Below are 22,259 nucleotides of genomic sequence, written 5' to 3'. Positions count from 1 at the left end.
CGTTTATATCGATATGCTTGCGAGGGCCCGCCAAGGATCGCGGCTTAGCGCGCCTCGCCCACCGCCCGCGGCTTTCTCGGTGCTTTTTCGAAAAGGCGGTCGTATAGCCAGCGCGGCAAGCATCGGAGCAAGACCGCGACGATCCCCATCGGCCAAGGCAATACGGCGAACCGGGTCTTTCTCGCGATGGCCGCGGCGGCTTTCTGCGCAAAGCGCTCGGCGTCCATCAGAAACGGCATGCGATACGGATTGTGGGCCGTCATCGGCGTGCGGATATAGCCCGGGGCGATCGTCACGACCGCTACGCCGAACGGGCGCATCTCCACGCGCAGCGATTCGAGATAGGTCAGTGCGGCCGCCTTCGATGCGCTGTAGGCACCCGAGCCGGGCAACCCGCGCACGCCGGCTACGCTCGCGATGCCGACGAGCGTGCCGCGCCGCGCCTCGGTCATCGCCCTGACGAACGGTTCGAACGTGGCCGCCATGCCGAAGCAATTGACGTCCATGACTTCGCGGAATGTCTCGAGATCGCCGTAGCCGGTCGCCACGCCCTTGCTGATGCCGGCGTTGGCGATAACGATATCGGGCAAGCCATGTTCGCCGATGAACTGCGCGGCCGCGTGCGCGAGCGCTTGCGTATCGCGCACGTCGGCCGAATAGGTGGAGATGGAAACTTGGGGGAAGCGGCGAGCCAACTCGGCGAGGGCATCGAGGCGGCGAGCCACGAGCCCGAGCGTGGCGCCTTGCCGCGCGTATTGCTCGGCAAGGGCAAGACCGATGCCGCTCGAGGCGCCGGTGATGAAGACTTTGGACGGAGAGTTCATACCGGCACCCGCGTGCATCACATCTTCTTCGCGCGCACTTGCGACACGAGATAGTCGAGCACTTGGATCGTGCCGGTCAGGCTATCGGTTGCGGCCGGGCCCGTCTCGTACTTGCCCTGCACGGCCAGCGTCGGCACGCCGTCGATCTTGTAGTCCTGGATCATTTGCTTATCGCGGTTCAGCTCGGCCTGGGTGGAGAACGAGTTGTACGCGGCCAGGAATTTCTTCGGATCCACGCCCTTCGTAGCCAGGAATTTGGCCTGGTCTTCCGGCGTCAGCAGATAGTTCTTGTTGACATGGATTTCATGAAAGACGGCCGGCGTCAGTTGTTGCACGAGGCCCAGCGCGTCGAGTGCGTGAAGGAGCTTCGAATGCGGGATGAAATCGTCGCGAAAGGCGACGGGCACGCGCTTGAACACGACGTCCGGCGGCAGTGCCTTCACCCATTTTTCGAGGTACGGGTCGAACTCGTTGCAGTGCGGGCAGCCGTACCACATGAATTCGATGACTTCGATCTTGCCGGCGGGCACGTCGACCGGCTGCGGCGTTTTCAGGACCGTGTAGTCCTTCGACGCGACGGGGGCGGACGGAGAAGCTTGCGCGACGCCCGCGCCGACGACGGCCAGGCTGACGGAAAACAAAAGCGTGCGGATCAGTTTTTTCATTGTGGGCTCGTGGGTACGATGAACGTTGAACGCCTTGCTGCCGACACCGTGGCGGCTGGCCTTATCGGCACATGCGCGTCGCGGCACCCGCTGCCGAATGAGACTCGCGCCGTCCCCGCATGGTTCATCGGAAGACGGCGGGTCGCCACCTGTGCGTTACTGCTTGGTAAAGCGGATCACCGCCGTGTCGATGCCGGCATCGGACAGGCGTTGGCGCGTCGCATTCATTTCGTCGAATTTCGAGAACGGTCCGATGCGCACGCGGAAATACGTGACACCGCCGGCGTCGCGTTGCGATACCTTCGATTCGAAGCCTTGGAATGCCAAGCGCGCGCGTTGTTGCTCGGCGTCGGCCGCCGTCTTATAGGCGCCGACTTGCAGGAAGTAGCCCGTATTCGCGTCGTTCGCGCCGGCCGCCGGATGCGCCGCGTTATTGGCGTTCGGCGTGACCGCGGGCGCCGCGTTCGCCGTTTGCGCGGGCTTTTTCTGCTGTGCCGGGTTTTGGCCGTTCGCTTGGGCCGGCTGCTGTTGCGCGGGCGCGCTGGCTGCATTGGCCGCCGCGTTCGAAGCGCCGTTCGCGGACGGCACTTCGACGATTTGCGGCTCTTGCAGCAAGCCTGGCGCTTGCGCCGGCGTGGCCGGCTGCCCGGACGATTGGCCGGGGGCCGTATTCGGCGGAGGCGTTTGCTGAGCGGCCTGCGGCACGGGCTGCCCGGGCGACTTGCCTTGCAGCGCGCGGTTCGGGTCGTATTGCTGCTCGATCGTTCCGGCCTCGGAGGCGCCGCCGGGGGCCACCTTGGCCACGAAAGGCGTGGGCGCGCGCGTGATGTACAGCGCCACCACGACGGCGATCGCCAGGCCGACGATCAACCCCAGCACGATGCCGAGAAACGTGCTTCCGCTTTGCTTCGCTGCCCGAGGGGCGGCGCTTCGTCCCGACGGACGTCCGCTTTGCGAATCGGCGTGCTGTTTCCCCTTGGGGGACGTGCTGCGTGGCGCGGTACGGCTCGGTTTTGCCATTGTCTGAATCACCTGCGAAAGAAGCCCGGAGGGCGGCGCCCGGCGCATGCCTAGCGTCAGGCCGCGAGAAGGGCGGCCACCGATTATAGCGATGGCGCGCGGCGGCGCGCGGCGAACCCGCGCGATGTGTTACATCTTGGCCGGAGAGGACACGCCGATGATCGCGAGCCCGTTGGCGAGCACTTGGCGCGTCGCCGCGAGCAGCGCGATACGGGCGTCGCGTTCCGCTTGGGAATCGACGAGAACGCGCTCGGCATTGTAGAACGAGTGGAATTCGCTCGCGAGCTCGCGCAGATAGAACGCGATCGCATGCGGCGCGAGTTCCGACGCCGCATGCGTGAGCATGTCGGGATACTCGGCCAGCTTGTGCATGAGCGACATGGCGCGCGCGCTCGTGAGCACCGAGACGTCCGTTTGCGGCAGGCTCGCTTCGTCGCCCGCGTAGCGCGTCTTCCATTCGGCGAGAATCGAGCAAATGCGCGCGTGCGCGTATTGGACGTAATAAACCGGGTTCTCGTCGTTTTGCTTGAGCGCGAGATCGACGTCGAACACGAACTCGGTGTCGGCCTTGCGCGAAATGAGGAAGAAGCGCACGGCATCGCGCCCGCGCTGAATGGTCGCCTCGTCGAGCAGATCGGGCGCGGCTTCCTGTCCCGGCACCGCGCCGCCCGACCATTCGATCAAGTCGCGCACGGTCACGTAGCTGCCGGCGCGCTTCGAGATTTTCACCTCTTGGCCGTCGCGCATCACGGTGACCATCTTATGCAGCACGTAGTCGGGATAGCCCTTCGGGATGCCGACGCCGAGCGCCTGCAAGCCCGCGCGCACGCGTGCGATCGTGCCGTGGTGATCCGAGCCTTGTACGTTGATGACCTTTTCGAAGCCGCGCTCCCACTTGGTGACGTGATAAGCGACATCGGGCAGGAAATAGGTGTACGTGCCGTCGGATTTGCGCATCACGCGGTCTTTGTCGTCGCCGTATTCGGTCGTGCGCAGCCATAGCGCGCCGTCTTGCTCGAAGGTCTTGCCCGCGGCCACGAGCGCATCGACGGTCTGCGCGACGCGCCCTTCCGTGTAGAGCGACGACTCGAGATAGTAGCGGTCGAACTTCACGCCGAATGCCTGCAAGTCCATGTCTTGCTCGTGGCGCAGATAGGCCACGGCGAACTTGCGGATCGCGTCGAGATCGTCGATGTCGCCCTTGCCCTTGACCGGCTCGCCGTCCTTGGCCGCCACCGTCTCGCCGTTCATGTAATCGTGGGCGATGTCGGCGATGTACTCGCCGTTGTAGGCGGCTTCCGGCCAGCCGGCATCGCCGGGCTTTACGCCCTTCGCGCGCGCCTGCGTGGAGACGGCCAGGGTATGGATCTGCACGCCGGCGTCGTTGTAGTAGAACTCGCGGTGAACGCCGTAGCCTTGGCTCGCGAGCACGTTCGCCAGTGCGTCGCCGAGCGCCGCTTGGCGGCCGTGGCCCAAGTGCAGCGGACCGGTGGGGTTCGCCGAGACGAATTCGACGAGCACGCGCTTGCCGGCGCCGTGAGTCGAGCGTCCGAAGCCGGCGCCCTCGGCGATCACCGCGCCGACGACCGCTTGCTTCGCCTTGGACGTGAGCCGCAGGTTGATGAAGCCGGGGCCGGCGATCTCGGCCGCATCGATCAGGTCCTTGGCGGCCGGCTGAGCGAGCAGCGCATCGACGATGCGCTGGGCGAGTTCGCGCGGATTCTTTTGCAGCGGCTTGGCGATCTGCATGGCGACGTTGCAGGCGACGTCGCCATGGGCGGCGGCCTTCGGGCGGTCGAGCGCGATCGCGGGCTTGACGGCGGCGACGCCGTTCGATTCGGTGACGACTTGCTGGACGCTGGCGGCGAGCAAGGCTTCGAGATTTTGTTTGTGTGCGGGCAGCATGCTGTTTCAGTACGGTCGGCTTGAGCAGTCCGCGGGGCGGACGCGATGGGTTGGCGGGGAGGGCGAACCGGCGGTCTCGCCATCTTCGCGCTCGCGCTGCGCGAACGCGCGCGTTTATCTCTAGCCGGATTTTAGCAGGTGCTAATATGTCTCAATGAGGCGTCCGCCAAGGGAGGGCGCGGCCGGCGCGGTTCGGCGCGGGCCGCGCTGCCTGGGGCAAGCGGTGTCATGACGCTGTCAGGCGTGGTAAACAAAACGAAGGAAACGGGTCCATCATGTTGATTACATTTAAATGTCGTGCGGCGCCGGATGTCGTCATGCTCGAAAATCTGGCTCAGTATCTCGTCGGCATCGTCGGCAAGCAGTTGGGTGCGCGCGGCGTGATTACTCACGACGAATTGCCCCAGGCGATTTCGAAGCTCGAGGCGGCGATCGTGACGGACAAGCGGGAGATTGCCGAGCACGAAGGGCACTTCCACGAAGGGGAAGAAGGGCACGAGCCGCACGAGTTGCCGATCGGCCTCGCGCAGCGCGCTTTCCCGTTTCTCGACATGCTGCGCGAGGCGCAACGCGAAAACGCCGACGTTCTCTGGGGCGTTTGAGCCGTCAAGCGCGCACCTCGGCCCCGCGGTAAGCGTTGCCGATTTAGTCGGAAAAAAGCCCGGTTCACGCATGCTCGCGCGAACCGGGCTTTTCTTTTTCCTTCGAGCGGTTACAGCAACGGCGCCAATGCGCGCTCGGCGTCGTTCAGCGCGATTGCGTTCCGGCGGGCGAAGTCTTCCACCTGGTCGCGACCGATCTTGCCGACCGAGAAGTAGCGGCTTTCCGGATGCGCGATGTAAAAGCCCGAGACGCTGGCGGCGGGCAGCATGGCCAGCGATTCGGTCACCGTCATGCCCACTTCGTCGGCCTTGAGCGTGGCGAACAGATCGCGTTTGACGAGGTGATCGGGGCAGGCCGGATAGCCTGGCGCCGGCCGGATACCGGCATAGCGTTCGGCGATGAGCGCTTCGTTATCGAGCGTCTCGCCGGCCGCATACCCCCACAGTTCCCGCCGTACGCGCGCGTGCATCGCTTCCGCGAACGCTTCGGCCATGCGATCGGCCAGTGCCTTGAGCATGATTGCGCTGTAGTCGTCGTGGTCGGCCAGGAATTGCTTTTCCTTCGCGTCGACGCCGATGCCCGCCGTCACGGCGAACATGCCGATGTAATCGGCCACGCCCGAATCTTTCGGCGCGATGAAATCGGCGAGCGAGCGGTTCGGGCGCATCACGCCGTCCACGACGGGCCGCACGCTCTGCTGGCGCAGGTTGTGCCAGGTCATCGCGACTTGCGAGCGCGTTTCGTCCGTGTAGATCTCGATATCGTCGTCGCCGACGGTATTGGCGGGCAGCAGCGCGATCACGCCGTTTGCCGTCAGCCAACGGCCCGCGATCAGCCGTGCGAGCATCGACTTCGCATCGGAGAACACGCGGCGCGCCGATTCGCCGACGATTTCGTCATTCAAAATCGCGGGGTACGGGCCGGCAAGATCCCAGGTCTGGAAGAACGGGCCCCAGTCGATATAGTGGGCCAGCTCGCTCAAGTCGTAGTTCTTGAATACGCGCCGCCCCACGAAGGCCGGTTTGACGGGCCGGTAAGCGGCCCAATCGATCTTCGTCTTGTTCGCGCGCGCTTGGGCGAGCGTCACCATCGGCTGCGCCTTCTTATTGGCGTGCTGCAGGCGAATGCGGTCGTATTCGGTCTTCAGTTCGTCGAGATACTTCGCCGCGCCTTCGTCGGAGAGCAGGTTCGACGCCACCGAGACCGAGCGCGATGCGTCGGGCACATAGACGACGGGCCCCTCGTAATTCGGCGCGATCTTGACGGCCGTATGCACGCGAGACGTGGTGGCGCCGCCGATCAAGAGCGGAATCTTCTTGATGCGGAAGTAGTCGTCGCGCTGCATTTCGGAGGCGACGTAGGCCATCTCTTCGAGGCTTGGCGTGATGAGGCCCGATAGGCCGACGATATCCGCGCCTTCCACCTTCGCTTTGGCGAGGATCTCGTTGCACGGGACCATGACGCCCATGTTGACGACTTCGAAGTTGTTGCACTGGAGCACGACCGAGACGATGTTCTTGCCGATGTCGTGCACGTCGCCCTTCACGGTGGCGATGACGATCTTGCCCTTCGCCCGCACGTCGCCGCCGGCCTCGGCCACCTTTCGCTTTTCCTCTTCGATGAACGGAATCAAATGCGCAACGGCTTGCTTCATGACGCGCGCCGATTTGACGACCTGCGGCAGGAACATCTTGCCCTGGCCGAACAAGTCGCCGACGATGTTCATGCCGTCCATCAGCGGGCCTTCGATCACGTTGATCGGCCGTCCCCCGGCCGCGGCGATCTTTTGGCGGGCTTCCTCGGTATCTTCGACGATGAAGTTCGTGATGCCGTGCACGAGCGCGTGAGCCAAGCGCGCCTCGACGCCCTGGTTGCGCCACTCCAGGTTCTCTTCCTTCTTGGCCGCGCCGGTCTTGAACCTGTCGGCGATCTCGAGCAGGCGGTCGGTCGCGTCGGCGCGGCGATTGAGGATCACGTCCTCCACGCGCTCGCGCAGCTCGGGATCGAGGTCGGCATAGACGCCGAGCTGGCCGGCGTTCACGATGCCCATATCCATCCCGGCCTGGATCGCGTGGTAGAGAAACACCGTGTGGATCGCTTCGCGCACCGGGTCGTTGCCGCGGAACGAGAACGAGACGTTCGATACGCCGCCGCTCACCTTGGCGTACGGCAGATGTTGCTTGATCCAGCGCGTGGCTTCGATGAAGTCGACGGCGTAGTTGTTGTGTTCCTCGATGCCCGTGGCGACGGCGAAGATGTTCGGATCGAAGATGATGTCCTCGGGCTCGAAGCCCACTTCGTCGACGAGTATTCGATACGAACGCTGGCAGATCTGGGTCTTGCGCTCGAACGTGTCGGCTTGGCCCGTTTCGTCGAACGCCATGACCACGGCGGCGGCGCCGTAGCGTCGAATCAACCTTGCATGATGGCGGAAAGCGTCTTCGCCTTCCTTCAGCGAGATCGAATTGACGATGGCCTTGCCTTGCACGCATTTGAGCCCCGCCTCGATGACTTCCCACTTCGAGGAGTCGATCATGATCGGCACGCGGGCGATGTCGGGCTCGGAGGCGATCAGATTCAGAAAGCGCACCATGGCCGCTTTCGAATCGAGCATCGCTTCGTCCATGTTGATGTCGATGATCTGGGCGCCGTTTTCGACTTGCTGCCGCGCAACCGCGAGCGCCTCGTCGAATTGGCCGTTCAGGATCATTCGAGCGAACGCTTTGGAGCCCGTCACGTTCGTGCGCTCGCCGACGTTGATGAAGAGCGCGCCCGAGGCGACGTTAAACGGCTCGAGGCCGGCAAGACGCATCATGTGTTCGGTCATGGTTCTCGTCGATGGATGGCGGTAAGCGTGGACAAAGAGCGTGGCAACGCGCGTTTCAAGCCGCGTCGCGATAATGTGCCCACGCGCGCGGCTTCACGCCGCTCAACGCTTTGGCGATGGCCGCGATGTGTTCGGGCGTCGTGCCGCAGCACCCGCCGGCGAGATTCACGAGCCCGGCTTGCGCGAATTCCTTCAACTGGCGCGACGTGTCCTCGGGCGTTTCGTCGAAGCCCGTGTCGCTCATCGGGTTCGGCAAGCCCGCATTGGGATAGCACGACACGTACGTGTCGCAAATCTTGGCGAGCTCGGCGATGTACGGGCGCATCAACGCGGCGCCGAGCGCGCAATTGAGCCCGAACGTCAGCGGTTTCGCGTGACGCAGCGAATTCCAAAACGCTTCGACCGTCTGCCCCGACAAAATGCGGCCCGAGGCGTCGGTCACCGTGCCCGAAATCATCACCGGCAGCACTTGCCCCGTGTTCTCGAACAATTCGTCCAGCGCGAAGAGCGCGGCCTTCGCATTGAGCGTGTCGAAGATCGTCTCGACGAGGAACAGATCCGCGCCGCCCTCGAGCAGTGCTTGCGCCTGCTCGTAGTAGGCCGCGCGCAATTCATCGAACGTGACGTTGCGCGCGCCGGGATCGTTGACGTCGGGGGAAATGCTGGCCGTTTTCGGCGTCGGTCCGATCGCGCCCGCGACGAAGCGCGGCTTGTCCGGCGTCGAGTATTTGTCGCACGCCTCGCGCGCCAGCTTGGCTGAGGCGAGGTTCATCTCGCGCGCGAGCGACTCCATGCCGTAGTCGGCCTGGGCGACCGTCGTGGCGCCGAACGTATTCGTTTCGATGATGTCCGCGCCGGCCGCCAGATATTGCTCGTGGATCTCGGCGATGATCTGCGGTTGCGTGAGCGAGAGCAGCTCGTTGTTGCCTTTCACGTCGCGCCCGTAGTCCTTGAAGCGTTCGCCGCGATAGCGCGCTTCGTCGAGCTTGTAGCGCTGGATCATCGTGCCCATCGCGCCGTCCAGAATCAGGATGCGCGAGGCGAGCAGCGCGGGCAGCGCGGCGCCTCGCGTGTAGGGCGTGGATGCGGTGGCGGACGGATTCATGGCGAGCGGGCTCGTTCGTGGCGTAATCGGGGAAAGCGTCATTGTAGCGGCTGGCGGCTACGCCCGCCGGTGGGGCGCCGGACCGGGGCAGCGGGCAACGCCCAAAAGAAAACCCCGTCCGGCAAGCCGGACGGGGTTCGATGGGGATGTCGTGCCGCCTTACGGCCTGTCGACCGTCAGTGCAGAACCACGGGCTGGGTCATCAAGCTGTCGAATTGACCGAGGAACTCGTCTACTTCGTCGAGCGTGGGCTCTTCCTCGATCAGTTTGCGTACGTGCTCTCGAAACTGTGCCGCCATCGCACCGTCGATGAAGATCTCGCGCTGCGTGTTTTTGTCTACGATTTCGTAGCCACCTGCGTTCATCGCCAGGTGGTCCGATTGCGGTGCGAACTCGACGACACAATAGTTGGGGCTGTTGTAGATCATTTGCATGGCGACACTCCTTATTCCGATTGGCTCCTGGCCGTTTTCCGCCCAGTACGTGGAGCGTGTTGCATGGAATTTCAAGGGGTGGGTCTTAAACGACGCTTAAAACGGGTTGGAACATTGCAACTAAATGTTCGCCCCCCGACCACAACCGCAAGTCTCAAGCGTCGTCGACCTATAAGTTAGACCCCAATCATGCAAAACGTTCGAGCGGCAAGGGAAAACATCGAGGATCGTCCGTGTGCCTCGACACACTTGATAACGGCACGCGCGAGCCGCCGGTTTAGGGGTGTTCGCGCGCCGGCCCGGGTTCGGCTGCCGGGGCATCGGACGAGTCATCCGGTGTCTTTGCCACGGATGTTGCATTTTCCGCGCCCGGGGGGCGCAAGGGACCACGCCACACCAGTTCGATCTGCGAGCCGTTCGGTTCTGTTTGCATGATACGTGCGGGTAGCCAGCCTAGCGAAGGGGCAAGCCACACATCGATACGACGCCGGTCGCCGTCGTGCCTAGGCAATCTCATAAAGTGGCGTGTATCGAGCAAACCTTCGGCAGTCCGAATCGATTCGTCGCCGATCGTCTCGATCGGCCAAAGCTCCCCGCTATCGTCGTCGGCGACGTAAAACGAGCGTGTGACGCCAGGTTTGTAGGTATCGGGATCGCCGCGCACGAGGCTTGCAAGCTGCATCACCATGCTGAAGCGGTCTTGCGCGCCGTTCGGCAGTGCGAGCGTCGCGCTCGTGCGTGTGAAGCCGATGCGTTTATCGGCGCGATCGAACGTCGTGACCTGCTCGGGGCGGCGGCCGCGCTTTTCGATATAACGCTCGGGCGCCAGACCGAACGCGTCGATGCGGCCACGGCTTTCGTAGGTGAACGTGCCGACGAACGGCAGCGGCACCGACACGAGCATTTCGTAGCCGTCGCGGTCGCTCGACCAGCGGATCGTGCCTGGCGCGTTTTCCACCCCGTTGTAAAACGTGTTGTAGTGCAAATTCCCCGAGGGCGGGACCGAAAACCGAAGGCCTGCTTGGGGTGTGCTCGCCGGCGCGGCGGCGGACGCATGCGCCGAATCGGCGCCGGATGCGCTCGCGGCGGCAGCGGCGCTGGCGGCTGCCCCGCCGGCCGCGGTGCCGGCGGCGCTCGTGGCCTCGGGCGCGGCGGGCGCCGAGGTTAGCGCATGGAGGACCGGGGCAGGCCCGGCCTGCCCGCTGCGCCGGGCGCGCACCGGTTCCGTGCGCGCCGGTGCCGGCCGGCCGAAGGCCTGGCCGCGCGCGATTGGTTGGGGCGTCAAGAGCGCTACCTGCACCGGCGGCTTGGGCGTATCGGGGGCGAACGCGTCGCGATGCCGGGCGAACCACGTCAAGGCCGCGCCGTGCAGCACCAGGGCCGCCGCCAGCGACGCGCTCCAACGCCAGGCACGGCGCGGCGCCTTGCGCGAGAGGCAAGCGGTACGGAGGGCGGGGCTGTGCGATAAGTCTGGCATGGCGAAGGGCTCGGCCATCGTCGAAACGCCCGAGGTTCGGAGCGGCGAGGCGGCTTGCGATACGCGGACAAACGCACATGATGCCCGCAAATGGCCCATCTTGCCGGGCATGGCCAAAGCGCCGGACGCCGGCGAGGCTCGATGCGAACCTTAGCGGGGCGCTTCGCTGTAGCCGAGCTCGTACGAAAGCTTACTGGCACAGGCTTTGAGCGCCAGCGCGATCTCGCCGTCCCACGCGAGATCGAACGCGCCTTCGTGCCCCAGCGCGATCAGGCCCAGTGCAAGCTCGCCCGAGGCATCGAAAACAGGCACGCAAAAGGCGTGAATCGTCGGCAGCAGCATGCCGGCCACGCGCGCCGCGCCGTGGGCGCGCACTTGCTCGAGGGCCGCTTCGAGTTCGGCTTCGGTGCGCGGGCCCGTCGCGTGCGCGGAGCGGCGCGTGTCGGCCAGTTCGCGCTCGATCATCGCGGCGGTCTTGCCGCGCGGAAGGTAAGCGGCGAACAGCAAACCCGTGGCCGATCCGAGAAGCGGCATCACATCGCCGAGCTTCAGAGACGCCTTTGCCGGGTGGCTCGATTCGGTCCAATGAACGACGGTGGGCCCGAGGTTGCCCCACACGGCGATGCCGACGGTAACGTCCAACCGGTCGCGCAACTCGCCGAGCGCAAGCCGCGCAAGCTTGACGCCGTCCACGCGAGCCAAGCGTGCGAGACCCATCTGCAGCGCGAAGCCGCCGAGTTCGTAGCGCCCCGATACGGGATCTTGCGCGACGACGCCCAAGCGCTGAAAGCTCACGAGGTAGCGGTGGGCTTTGGCGGGACTCATCTGCGCGAGCTTGGCGAGATCGCGCAGCATCATGGCGCGCGGCTCGTTCGTGAGCACCTCGAGCAGTCGAAACCCCACTTCGATCGACTGAATGCCCGAGCGCACCTTCTCCTCGCCGTCGGCGGCCTCGTCCAGTGCGTCGGGTGGTTCCGCGAGCGTGGGATCGAGCGAATCTGACGGATCGGGCGAGTGAACGTGCGTGGCGGACATGAGAAGGCGAGTGAGCGAGGCCCGAGGCATCGAAAATTAGGCGTATGTTGCCTGCGCGACCCGACCCCGCAGTCCGAGGCGATGCCGCGCATTCACCATCGTAAAATAGATTCCCTCTATCGTCATCTCATGGCTTCGACCCCCGCTAAATGAAACTTGCCACGCTCAAAGACGGTTCCCGCGACGGTCAACTGATCGTCGTTTCGCGCGATCTGCGCACGGCCGCGATCGCCGACGGCATTGCCCCGACGCTGCAGCGCGCGCTCGACGACTGGCCTTTTTACGCGCCCCAACTCGCCGAACTCTACGACGCGCTGAACCAAGGCCGCGCCCGCAATTCGTTCGCCTTCGAGCCGAAGGACTGCATGGCGCCGCTTGCGCGCGCCTATCAATGGGCCGACGGCTCGGCCTACGTCAACCACGTCGAACTCGTGCGCCGTGCGCGCGGCGCCGAGATGCCGCCGGAGTTCTGGACCGACCCGTTGATGTATCAAGGCGGCAGCGACGATTTCCTCGGCGCGCGCGACGACATCGTCTGCGCCTCGGAGGCCTTCGGCATCGACTTCGAGGCCGAAGTGGCCGTCGTGACGTCCGACGTGCCGATGGGCACGGCACCCGATGCCGCGCTCAAGGCGGTGCGCTTGCTCATGCTCGTGAACGACGTGTCGTTGCGCAACTTGATTCCGGCCGAACTCGCCAAGGGTTTCGGTTTTTTCCAAAGTAAGCCGGCGACCGCGTTCTCGCCCGTGGCGGTGACGCCCGACGAACTCGGCGAGCACTGGCGCGAGGGCCGGGTGCAGCGGCCGATGATCGTGCATTGGAACGGCAAGAAGGTGGGCCAGCCGGAGGCCGGCGTCGACATGGTGTTTCACTTCGGCCAGCTCATCGCGCACGCGGCCAAGACGCGCAATCTGCGCGCCGGCTCCATCGTGGGCTCGGGCACCGTCTCGAACAAGGATGAAAAGCGCGGCTACTGCTGCATCGCCGAGAAGCGCTGTCTCGAAACGATCGCGAGCGGCGCGCCGCAAACCGAGTTCATGAAGTACGGCGATACGGTGAAGATCGAGATGTTCGACGAAGCGGGCAAATCGATCTTCGGCGCGATCGAGCAATCGGTGGCGCCGCTGGAACGATGAGCGCGAGGCCGCGCCGGGTTTGGCCCGATGCGGGCCTCCTCGAGCGGGCCTACACTGACGAGACAAGGGCGGCGCCCGCGCGGGCCGTCGATGCACACCATAAGAGCCGACACGGATGACCGACACGACACCTGCCGACGACATGGCGCTTTACGCGCACTATCAATCGCTGCGTTTGCGGCGCCATCCGCTCGGCGTGCTCGAGATCGTCATGAGCGGCGAGGGGATGAACAAGAGCGGGTTGGCGGCGGCGGACGACCGCATGCACCGCGAACTGGCCGAGATTTGGCGCGACGTCGATCGCGACCCCCACACGCGCGTGGCCGTGATCCGCGGCGAGGGCAAAGGCTTCTCCGCGGGCGGCGACTTGGGCCTCGTCGAGCAGATGGCCGACGACTTCGAGGTACGTTCGCGGGTCTGGCGCGAGGCGCGCGACCTCGTCTACAACGTCATCAATTGCAGCAAGCCGATCGTTTCGGCGATGCACGGACCGGCTGTCGGCGCGGGGCTCGTCGCGGGGTTGCTGGCCGATGTGTCGATCGCGGCCACCGACGCGCGCATCATCGACGGGCATACGCGCTTGGGCGTGGCGGCCGGCGATCACGCGGCCATCGTTTGGCCGCTCTTGTGCGGGATGGCCAAGGCGAAGTACTACTTGCTGTTGTGCGAGGCGGTGAGCGGGGCCGAGGCCGAGCGGATCGGGCTCGTCTCGCTGGCCGTCGAGCCCGGCGATCTGCTGCCGCGCGCATTCGAGGTGGCGACGCGCCTCGCGCAGGGCTCGCAAAGCGCGATCCGCTGGACGAAATACGCGCTGAACAATTGGCTGCGCATGGCGGGGCCTACGTTCGATACGTCCTTGGCGCTCGAATTCATGGGGTTTTCAGGACCGGATGTCCGCGAGGGGATTCAATCGCTGCGTGAGCGGCGCGCCCCTCGATTTCCGGGCGGCGACGAACCGGTTTGAACGTTCAAAGCGTTTTCACGATATTTCACCGTATTCCTAGGAGCACTCGATGACCGATACCGCCGGCGACAAACCGCCATTCCCGGGCTTCCCTGGTTTTCCGCCCGCCGAGATGCTCGACAAAATGTGGGACATGATGCGTCTCACGCCATTCGGCGCCGCGTTCCCGGGGATGCAGCCGGGCTCGGCGCAAGGCTTCGGCTCGCCGCTCGCCGCGATGTCGGACATGATGTCGCCGCTCATGAACGTCGAGGAACTCGATAAACGCATCACGGACATGCGCGCCGTCGAGCAATGGCTGAAGTTGAACTTGAACATGCTGCAGTCGGCGATTCAGGCGCTCGAGGTGCAACGTGCGACGCTGTCCACGCTGCGTGCGTTCGGTGCGTTCGCGCAGGCATCGATGACGCAAGCGGCCGATGGCGCGGATACGCAAGAGCGTCCGGCCTCGCCGTGGGGCGCTTCCGCGAGCGCGCAACCGAGCGGCGCGTTCAGCCGCGCGAGCGATCCGGGCAAGGAGCAATCGACCGGGGGCGCCGGCGATAGCGGCACCGCCGGTGGCGCGGGCGATGCCCAAAGCGCCGATTCGCAAGCGGGCGCGGCGGGTGCCGGTGCGTTCGATCCGTCGGGCTGGTGGAATCTGCTGCAGTCGCAATTCAACCAGTTGGCCGCGTTTGCGATGACGCAGCCGAGCGCGGCGAGCGAGGGCGAGGCGAAGCCGGCATCGTCGAAAAAGGCCGGCGGCGCGCCCGGCGCCAAGGCCGCCGAGCCTGCCGCGAAGGCGGCCGCAGGGCCCGCCGCGAAGCGCGCGAGCGCACGCAAGCCGGCGGCGAAGGCGGCCCCGCGACCGGGCGGCGCCGCGCGCGGGGAAAAATGACATGCGCGGGTAGGCCGCGAGTGGCGCGCGCCGATCGTTCCTCGAGTTCGCGAGCCTCGCCCGCTGTTCGTTTGGGGGATACGCCGTGCGTCTGGCGCTGGTTTTGATGGGGGGCGGCGCGCGCGCCGCCTATCAAGTGGGCGCGCTGAAGGCGCTCGCGCAAATCGCGCGCGAGCTGGCGCCGGACGAGCGGGCATCGCCATTCACGATCGTATGCGGCACTTCGGCCGGCGCCATCAACGCGGCCTCGATCGCGAGCCACGCGGACGACTTCGCGCTCGGCGTGGGGCGGCTGATCGATTTTTGGTCGCATATTCGCGCCGCGCAGGTCTATCGCACGGACTGGCGCGGCGTGGCGTCGGCCGGCGCGCGCTGGCTCGCGGCGATGAGCTTCGGCTGGGCCGTGCGGCGCTCGCCGCGCGCGCTGTTCGACAATAGCCCGCTCGCCGACTTGCTGCATGGCGCGCTCGATTTCGGACGCATCGCCGATATGCTCGATGCGCACGCATTGCACGCCTTGTCGATTACGGCGCTCAGCTATTCGAGCGGCCGGCATTTGACGTTCTACCAGGCCGCGGAGTCGATTCAGTCCTGGCGGCGCGCGCAGCGAGGGGCGCGCATGGTGTCGCTTACGCCGTCGCATCTGCTCGCGTCGTCGGCGATTCCGCTTCTTTTTCCGGCGGTCCCGCTCGAACTCGATGGCTGCATCGAATACTTCGGCGACGGCTCCATCCGGCAAATCGCGCCGTTGAGCCCCGCGATTCACTTCGGCGCGCAGCGTATCGTCGTGCTCGGCGCGGCGACGCCGCGTCCAGAAGTGCCGGCGGCGGGCATCGAGAGCGGCTATCCGTCGCTCGCGCAGATCGGCCAACAAGTGCTCGCCAGCGTTTTTCTCGACTCGATCGGCGCCGATATCGAACGCATCGAACACATCAACGGCATGATTCGCCACTTGCCGCAGCAGGTCGAGCCCGAGAGCGGCTGGCGCCATGTCGACGTGTTGCCGATCGCGCCGAGCGAGCGCATCGAACTCCTGGCCGTGCGCCATCTGAAGCGTCTTCCGCTGACCGTTCGCGGGCTGCTGGGCGCCGTGGGCGGCAACCGGGCCGCCGGTGCGTCGTTCGCGAGCTATCTGCTGTTCGAGGCGGAATTCGCCAGCGAGCTCATCGAACTTGGATTTCGCGACACGCTCGCACAGCGCGAGCGGCTGGCCGATTGGATTCGCGCGACGCTTACGCGGGAGCCGGCGAGCGAAACGCCGCCCGGCGTCGAGCAGCACCGCGCACTGTCGTGAAAGCCGCGTGTCCCGCCGTTGCGGCGGCGCGTCGGCTCATATGGGGAGGCGGGCGGCGACGGCCGCGCATGCTATCATTTCAAAGCTTTCGATCCGTGGGCGAACACCGAAAAACCATGATCGCGGCTCATCGTTGCGCCGCCGTCCGCCGGACACAGCAAGGCAAGGGGCTCGGCGCGAGGCGCGGCGCCGCGTTCGATCGCCGCCGGCAGGCTCAGCGCCGGGCGGCGTCTTCACGCGCAGCACCGTCCTGCACGGCCGGCCTTGAGTTCGATCAATAAACGGATGCGATCGCAGCGTAAAATTGTGTGCTTTTCGCCGCACGTCGCGGTGATCGAACACGCGCGGCAATAGTCATACGAGTTGCAATGGGCAGACCAGGGGTGGGACCTATGAACACCATGCTTTATCCGGAACTTTACAAATCGCTGGAATCGGTCCGATGGGATATGGAGAAGGACATTCCCTGGGACAAGTTCGATCCGTCGCTGCTGACCGACGAGCAGGCGGCCACGATCAAAATGAACGCGATCACGGAATGGTCGGCGCTGCCGGCCACGGAGATGTTCCTGCGCGATAACCACCATGACAGCGACTTCTCGGCGTTCATGAGCGTGTGGTTTTTCGAGGAGCAAAAGCATTCGCTGGTCCTGATGGAGTACCTGCGCCGCTTCAAACCCGAGATGGTGCCCACCGAAGAGGAGTTGCACGCCGTGCGCTTCGAGTTCGATCCGGCGCCGCCGCTCGAAACGCTGATGCTGCACTTTTGCGGCGAAATCCGTCTGAATCACTGGTACCGCCGCGCCGCCGAATGGCACACGGAGCCCGTGATCAAGCATATCTACGAGACGATCTCGCGCGACGAGGCCCGTCATGGCGGCGCCTATTTGCGCTACATGAAGAAGGCGCTGAACAATTGCGGCGACGTCGCGCGCGCGGCCTTCTCGAAGATCGGCGTCTTGATGGCTTCGGCGCGTCGTACCGAAAAGCCGCTGCATCCCACTAATTTGCACGTGAATCGCGATCTGTTCCCGCGCGACACGATTCAATCGCGCTTGCCCGATCCCGAGTGGCTCGAGCGCTGGCTCGACGAACAGATCCGGTTCGACGACGGTTGGGAGAAGAAGGTCGTCGAGCGTATCTTGCACAACCTCTCGCTGCTGTTCGAGCGCACGTTTACGACGGCGCAAGAGCTGAACCGCTATCGCAAGGAAGTGACGGCGCGTCTGCAAGCCGCCGGCTCCGCCGAGCACCAGGCCGCTTAACGAGCCAGGCTCATCGATTGGTCGAGCCCGCCGGCGCGAGGGGAGTCGTTCTCTTCGCCCTGCGGGCTTTTTCTCACCCGAACGCTCCGCGCGGCCGGCACGGCGCCGCCCCAATTTTTCCGCTCATGTCTCCCGTCTCGTTCGAACGCAAAATCACGACGCGCGAAGCGCTCATGGCCCGGCGCGACACGCTTGCCGCGCCCGTCGTCTTCACGAACGGCGTGTTCGATATCCTGCACCGCGGTCACGTCACCTACTTGGCGCGGGCGAAGGCACTCGGCGCCACGCTGATCGTCGGGGTCAATAGCGACGCCTCCGTGCGCATGCTCGGCAAGGGCGACGACCGGCCGATCAACGTCGAGGACGACCGCATGGCGCTGCTCGCCTCGCTCGAGTGCGTGGACTGGGTGGTCTCGTTCGAGGAGCGCACGCCGGTGGAGTTGATTGCCGCGTTGCGCCCGGACGTGCTCGTCAAGGGCGGCGACTACGATATGGATGCACTGCCGGAATCGGCGCTCGTGCGCGGCTGGGGCGGGCGCGCGCTCGCCATCCCGTTCGAACACGAGCGCTCCACCACGGCGTTGCTCAAGAAGGTCCGCTCGCAAGACGGCAACGGCTAGGCGGTCAAGCGTCGCGGGCCTCGCGCGCCGCGCTCAGCCGCCGAGCGGGGCCGTGGCCACGGAGGGAGACGGGTCGGGCTGACCGACGATCACTTGCTCGGCCGCTTGTGCCTCGGTGATCGGCTTCGTCTTGAGCCATTCGGGATGGATCTGGCGCTCGATGTGGTTCGACTCGAGCGGTCCCGCCGCGGGCAACGGGCCGAGCATACCGCTCGCGAGCGCGAACGCGATCATGTTCGCGAGCAACAAAATGGCGATTAGCCAACGTAACATCGTCACGTCTCCTTATCGTTCACTTCCCTTCATCGAGTCACCGCCGCGTCCTGCGCCGCGATCAGCGCGAGCCCGGCCAGCACGAGCGCGTCGTGGCGCGTATGCGGCACATCGAGCGCTTGCGCCACTTCGTCGGCTGCGCCCCCGCCCACCACGAGCCGCACCGGAACGCCCCAAGCGCGCGATAGTTCGCGCCATGCCCGCTCGATGAGACCCGCTTGGGCGAACAGCGAGCCCGCCGCGATCGCGTGGGGCGTATCGGTCGCGAACCAATCCTGCGCCGGCGCGTCGCCGACGAGCATGCGCGCCGAGTCGCCGCCCACGGTCGGCAACTGTGCCGTATGTTCGCCGAGCGAGCGCATCATCAGCGACCAACCCGGCGCGATCATGCCGCCCGCGAATCGGCCGTCGGCCGTGAGCGCTTCGAGCGTCGTCGCGGTGCCGAGCGTCGCGATCAGCAGGGCCTCGCCGGGAAACGCGGCATGCGCGCCGATGAGGCTGGCCCAACGATCGCTGCCGAGCCGCTCGGGGGTGCCATAGCCGTTGACCACGCCGCATTGCCGGGCGCACGCACGCACGAACGTAGGCGCCAAGCCCGGCCAATGCGCCTCGATGAGCGCGCTTAGCCGCTCGGCGACCGCCTCGCCCGCTACATTCGAAATCCAGACGCCGCCCGGCGCCGGAAGCGCCGGCCATTGGGCGCCGGCGCCGGCGTCGTCCGCATGCGCGAATATGCCGCTGCGCAGGAATGTCCCAGGCCCGTCGGCGAATGCCCACTTGATGCGGCTATTGCCCGCATCGATCAATAGATACGGCGCGCGGCCGGTCATGACGCGTCGTCGGCGAGCCGCAGCGAAACGTCGCCCGTCGCGATCGCCCGCACACCCGCGGCGGTGGCCAGCAAGAGTTGCCCGGAGCCGTCGACGCCGGTTGCGGTGCCGCGCGCGAATTCGTTGCCTTTCTCGATCAGCACGACCTCGCGATTCGCATAGGCGTGATACGCATTCCAACGATCGACGAATGCCGGGAAGCCTTGCGCGCCGAAGCGTTCGATCATTTCCGTCAGCGCTTTGACGACGACGGCCAGCGTATCGGTCAAATTCGCGTTGGGCAATGCTTGCGAGAGCGCGGCGGGCGGCGTGCCGCGCGCTTGGGCGGGCATCGTCGAGGCGGCGGCCTCCAAGTCGGCCTCGAGCGCCTCGTCACGCCGCACGTTGATGCCGACACCGATCACGACGGCACTGGCGCTTGCCGTGCTCCACGCCGTCTCGATCAAGATCCCGGCCAGCTTGCGCCCGTCGAGCAGCACGTCGTTCGGCCATTTGAGCTGAAGCCGCGCGGCTTCGCTCGGGGCCAGACGCGCGAGCGCATCGACGACGGCGACCCCCGTCGCCAAGCTGAGCCCGGCGAGCCCCGCGAGCGGGCGCGGCAACACGCAAGCGAGCGAGAACGTGAGCGCGTGCCCCGGCGTCGCTTGCCAACTGCGGCCTTGCCGCCCGCGGCCCGCGGTTTGCCGATAGGCGGCCCGCACCGCGTGCACGCCCAAGGCGACCCGCTCGCGCGGCAGCGCCTTCATGCGCGCCATCAGGTCCGTATTGGTGGAGGCGGTCTCGTCGACGATTTCGAGCGCCTCGGATGGGATCGCGCCCGCGCCGCCGGCGCGCGCCCGGTCGCGATCGATGCGCCAATCGTTGCCGCGTCCGCTCTTAGCGGCGCCCGGCTCCGGTGGAGGAAAAAGGGTATCGGTCATGGCTGTATTGTAGTGGGGCCGGCGCCGAGCGGCGTGCCAACCACGCGTTCACGGTTGGGCGCGTTCGAGGGCCGCCCTCACGCGCGCCCGCTACAATGGCCGCACCTTTCTTACCATCTGGGTCTTCGTTCCTTGGACTTCGACACCCCGCCCGGCTTGCGGATCGAGTCCGGCAGCCTCGGGCCGCTCGTGACGCTGTCCGGCCAATGGACCGCGCTGGCGCTCGCGCGCGACCGCGCCCGGGCGGGCGCCACGTCGCGCCTGGCCACGCTCGCGCGCGCGGCCCCCGCGCAATGGGACCTGTCGGCCGTCGAGCGGATGGACCACGTGGGCGGACAAGCGCTCTGGCGCGTGTGGGGGCGCAAGATGCCCGAGCACATCGCGCTCACGGATACGCAACGCGATATTTTCGCGCGCATAGCACTGCTGGAGACGCAGCGCGAGGCGCCGGAGCCCGTGGAGCGGGTCGATGCCGTCACGGCGTTGGGCCGCGCGGTGCTCGGATTTGCCGATCACGCTTACGGCGGCATGGCGATGTTCGGCCGATTCGTGCTCGACGCGCTCTCGGTGATACGCCGCCCATCGCGCGCGCCATGGCTCGAGATCTCGGCGAACGTCTACGGCGCCGGGGCCAAAGCCCTGCCGATCACGGCGCTCGTCGCGTTTTTGATCGGTATCGTGCTGAGCTACCTGTCCGCGCAGCAATTGCGCCTGTTCGGCGCGAATCAGTACATCGTCAACATCCTCGGCCTGTCCGTGATCCGCGAACTGGGGCCGGTGCTGTCGGCGATTCTCGTCGCCGGCCGCTCGGGCTCCGCGATCACCGCTCAGATCGGCGTCATGCGCGTGACCGAAGAGCTCGACGCGATGCTCGTGATGGGCATCCCGCACGGCCGGCGCCTCGTGCTGCCGCGCGTCGTGGCGCTCTCGGTCGCCATGCCGCTGCTCGTCATGTGGACCAACATCGTCGCCCTCATCGGCGGCGCGCTGGCGGCGCAGCTCGTGCTCGGCATCGATATGGCTTATTTCGTGCGCGCCTTGCCGAGCGTCGTACCAATCGCCAATGTATGGATCGGGCTCGGCAAGGGCGTTGCCTTCGGTATGCTGATCGCACTCGTCGCCTGTCACTTCGGCTTTCGGATCAAGCCGAATTCGCAAAGCCTGGGCACGGGCACCACGTCGTCCGTCGTCTCCTCGATCACGGTCGTCATCTTGGCCGATGCGATCTTCGCCATCGTTTTTCAGAACGTCGGGCTATGACCGCTCCCCTCACCGCCGCCGTACGCAACCGACCCCCGCCCGCCATCGCGGAGCGCGTGATCGAGGTGCGCGATCTGACCAAGCGCTATGGGTCGATGCTCGTGCACGAGCATTTGGACTTCGACGTGCGCCGTGGCGAGATCGTCTCGATCGTCGGCGGCTCCGGTTCGGGCAAAACCACGCTCGTGCGTCAGATCCTCGGCCTCGAGGCGCCCACCTCGGGCACCATCGAGGTCTTCGGACGCGATACGCGGGCGATCGACGAACAAACGGCCCGCGTCATGCGCAGCCGTATCGGCATGCTGTTTCAACAAGGGGCGCTGTTCTCGTCGATGTCGGTCTTCGACAACGTCGCGCAGCCGATCCGCGAGTTGGGCCGGGTGCCGGCCCCGCTCTTGCACGACATCGTCATGCTCAAGCTCGAGATGGTGGGGCTGCCTTGCAAGCATGCCTCGAAAATGCCGGCGGCGCTCTCGGGCGGCATGATCAAGCGGGTGGGTATCGCGCGCGCGCTCGCGTTGGAGCCCGAATTGCTGTTCCTGGACGAGCCCACGGCCGGGCTCGATCCAAAAGCGTCGGAAGACTTCGTCGAGCTCATCGCCACGTTGCATCGCGCACTGGGCTTGACCGTCGTCATGGTCACGCACGATCTCGACACGATGACCGCGCTGTCCACGCGCGTGGCCGTCATCGCGGACCGGCGTGTTCTCGTGGCGGCCCCGATCGAAGAGGCGGCGGCCGTCGATCATCCGTTCATCCGCGAGTTCTTTCTGGGCCGCCGCGGCCGGCGCGCATTGCAGGCGCTGCCGCCCGAGCGCCGCGCTAAGCTGCCGCCGGCCGCGCTCGTGTCCGCATCGGCCGAGGTGTCGCTATGAAGCGGCGGCGAGCGGTCTTCCCCTTTCGAGGCGTCGCGCAACGACGAGAC

At 65.9% G+C, this 22,259-nt stretch carries 20 protein-coding genes and 1 pseudogene; 9 read left to right on the top strand and 12 right to left on the bottom strand.

The genetic code is table 11. The features are described 5' to 3' along the window. Positions 1-44 precede the first annotated feature (44 nt). The 4 genes from C0Z18_RS11365 to argS all read right to left on the bottom strand — a co-directional run bounded on the left by C0Z18_RS11365 (position 45) and on the right by argS (position 4,414). Positions 45-824, bottom strand: a complete 780-nt coding sequence (locus C0Z18_RS11365) for an SDR family oxidoreductase (RefSeq protein WP_102645681.1) — start codon at positions 822-824, stop codon at positions 45-47. Between the two features lie 17 nt (positions 825-841). Further along, on the bottom strand, positions 842-1,489 hold the full coding sequence (locus C0Z18_RS11360; protein ID WP_102645520.1) for a thiol:disulfide interchange protein DsbA/DsbL: 648 nt from the start codon (positions 1,487-1,489) through the stop codon (positions 842-844). Between the two features lie 156 nt (positions 1,490-1,645). After that, positions 1,646-2,509, bottom strand: coding sequence for an SPOR domain-containing protein (locus C0Z18_RS11355; protein WP_102645519.1), 864 nt, complete (start codon positions 2,507-2,509; stop codon positions 1,646-1,648). 129 nt (positions 2,510-2,638) lie between these two features. Continuing rightward, positions 2,639-4,414 carry an arginine--tRNA ligase gene (argS, locus tag C0Z18_RS11350; protein WP_102645518.1) on the bottom strand — a complete coding sequence of 592 codons (1,776 nt, stop codon included), beginning with the start codon at positions 4,412-4,414 and terminating at the stop codon, positions 2,639-2,641. A gap of 275 nt (positions 4,415-4,689) precedes the next feature. Between argS and C0Z18_RS11345 the strand changes: the two genes are divergently transcribed. Continuing rightward, a complete protein-coding gene (locus tag C0Z18_RS11345; protein ID WP_102645517.1) occupies positions 4,690-5,016 on the top strand; it encodes a DUF1840 domain-containing protein in 327 nt (108 codons plus the stop codon). Positions 5,017-5,126: 110 nt separating this feature from the next. Here the strand turns inward: C0Z18_RS11345 and metH are convergent. From metH to C0Z18_RS11320, 5 genes and pseudogenes are all read right to left on the bottom strand, one after another. Continuing rightward, positions 5,127-7,850: pseudogene (gene metH, locus C0Z18_RS11340) on the bottom strand (methionine synthase); the annotation flags it as partial. A gap of 49 nt (positions 7,851-7,899) precedes the next feature. Beyond that, on the bottom strand, positions 7,900-8,949 hold the full coding sequence (locus tag C0Z18_RS11335) for a homocysteine S-methyltransferase family protein (protein ID WP_102645515.1): 1,050 nt from the start codon (positions 8,947-8,949) through the stop codon (positions 7,900-7,902). A gap of 176 nt (positions 8,950-9,125) precedes the next feature. Then, positions 9,126-9,383 (bottom strand): BTH_I0359 family protein, encoded by a 258-nt coding sequence (locus C0Z18_RS11330; protein WP_102645514.1) that lies wholly within the window; start codon positions 9,381-9,383, stop codon positions 9,126-9,128. A gap of 277 nt (positions 9,384-9,660) precedes the next feature. Continuing rightward, complete coding sequence (locus C0Z18_RS11325) at positions 9,661-10,860, bottom strand: DUF3108 domain-containing protein (protein WP_102645680.1); 1,200 nt, start codon at positions 10,858-10,860, stop codon at positions 9,661-9,663. A gap of 150 nt (positions 10,861-11,010) precedes the next feature. After that, positions 11,011-11,895 carry an IclR family transcriptional regulator gene (locus C0Z18_RS11320; RefSeq protein WP_102645513.1) on the bottom strand — a complete coding sequence of 295 codons (885 nt, stop codon included), beginning with the start codon at positions 11,893-11,895 and terminating at the stop codon, positions 11,011-11,013. 149 nt (positions 11,896-12,044) lie between these two features. On the opposite strand from C0Z18_RS11320, the gene C0Z18_RS11315 reads away from it, so the two are divergent. The 6 genes from C0Z18_RS11315 (at position 12,045) to rfaE2 (ending at position 18,051) form a co-directional block, all read left to right on the top strand. Beyond that, complete coding sequence (locus tag C0Z18_RS11315) at positions 12,045-13,031, top strand: fumarylacetoacetate hydrolase family protein (protein ID WP_102645512.1); 987 nt, start codon at positions 12,045-12,047, stop codon at positions 13,029-13,031. Positions 13,032-13,173: 142 nt separating this feature from the next. Next, positions 13,174-13,995 carry an enoyl-CoA hydratase/isomerase family protein gene (locus C0Z18_RS11310; RefSeq protein ID WP_408646991.1) on the top strand — a complete coding sequence of 274 codons (822 nt, stop codon included), beginning with the start codon at positions 13,174-13,176 and terminating at the stop codon, positions 13,993-13,995. Positions 13,996-14,044: 49 nt separating this feature from the next. Next, positions 14,045-14,872: a PhaM family polyhydroxyalkanoate granule multifunctional regulatory protein gene (locus C0Z18_RS11305; RefSeq protein WP_102645510.1), complete on the top strand. Its 828-nt coding sequence runs from the start codon at positions 14,045-14,047 to the stop codon at positions 14,870-14,872. An 85-nt stretch (positions 14,873-14,957) separates the two neighbouring features. Beyond that, on the top strand, positions 14,958-16,166 hold the full coding sequence (locus C0Z18_RS11300; RefSeq protein ID WP_102645509.1) for a patatin-like phospholipase family protein: 1,209 nt from the start codon (positions 14,958-14,960) through the stop codon (positions 16,164-16,166). Between the two features lie 401 nt (positions 16,167-16,567). Beyond that, the gene (locus C0Z18_RS11295) at positions 16,568-17,431 is read left to right on the top strand and encodes a ferritin-like domain-containing protein (RefSeq protein ID WP_199189433.1); all 864 of its coding nucleotides are present in this window, start codon (positions 16,568-16,570) and stop codon (positions 17,429-17,431) included. 125 nt (positions 17,432-17,556) lie between these two features. Beyond that, positions 17,557-18,051, top strand: coding sequence for a D-glycero-beta-D-manno-heptose 1-phosphate adenylyltransferase (rfaE2, locus tag C0Z18_RS11290; RefSeq protein ID WP_102645679.1), 495 nt, complete (start codon positions 17,557-17,559; stop codon positions 18,049-18,051). Between the two features lie 33 nt (positions 18,052-18,084). Here rfaE2 and C0Z18_RS11285 read toward each other — a convergent pair whose 3' ends face one another. The 3 genes from C0Z18_RS11285 to C0Z18_RS11275 are packed head-to-tail and all read right to left on the bottom strand — an operon-like array spanning position 18,085 to position 20,074. Further along, positions 18,085-18,324 carry a hypothetical protein gene (locus C0Z18_RS11285; protein WP_102645507.1) on the bottom strand — a complete coding sequence of 80 codons (240 nt, stop codon included), beginning with the start codon at positions 18,322-18,324 and terminating at the stop codon, positions 18,085-18,087. Positions 18,325-18,353: 29 nt separating this feature from the next. After that, complete coding sequence (locus tag C0Z18_RS11280) at positions 18,354-19,154, bottom strand: type III pantothenate kinase (RefSeq protein WP_102645506.1); 801 nt, start codon at positions 19,152-19,154, stop codon at positions 18,354-18,356. After that, complete coding sequence (locus C0Z18_RS11275; RefSeq protein ID WP_102645505.1) at positions 19,151-20,074, bottom strand: biotin--[acetyl-CoA-carboxylase] ligase; 924 nt, start codon at positions 20,072-20,074, stop codon at positions 19,151-19,153. Before C0Z18_RS11275 ends, C0Z18_RS11280 begins: the two co-directional genes overlap by 4 nt. 132 nt (positions 20,075-20,206) lie before the next feature. Here C0Z18_RS11275 and C0Z18_RS11270 point away from each other — a divergent pair, with 132 nt between their 5' ends. Together C0Z18_RS11270 and C0Z18_RS11265 are read left to right on the top strand one after the other, a co-directional pair. Then, entirely contained in the window at positions 20,207-21,334 is a 1,128-nt protein-coding gene (locus tag C0Z18_RS11270) for an MlaE family ABC transporter permease (protein ID WP_102645504.1), read from the top strand. Next, a complete protein-coding gene (locus tag C0Z18_RS11265; protein WP_102645503.1) occupies positions 21,331-22,209 on the top strand; it encodes an ABC transporter ATP-binding protein in 879 nt (292 codons plus the stop codon). Before C0Z18_RS11270 ends, C0Z18_RS11265 begins: the two co-directional genes overlap by 4 nt. Positions 22,210-22,259 lie beyond the last annotated feature (50 nt).

It is taken from the genome of Trinickia dabaoshanensis (genome assembly GCF_002879885.1).
GTDB classification, from domain to species: domain Bacteria; phylum Pseudomonadota; class Gammaproteobacteria; order Burkholderiales; family Burkholderiaceae; genus Trinickia; species Trinickia dabaoshanensis.
Note: the sequence above shows the minus strand (reverse complement) of the source record. Positions and strands in the feature narration are given on the sequence as shown.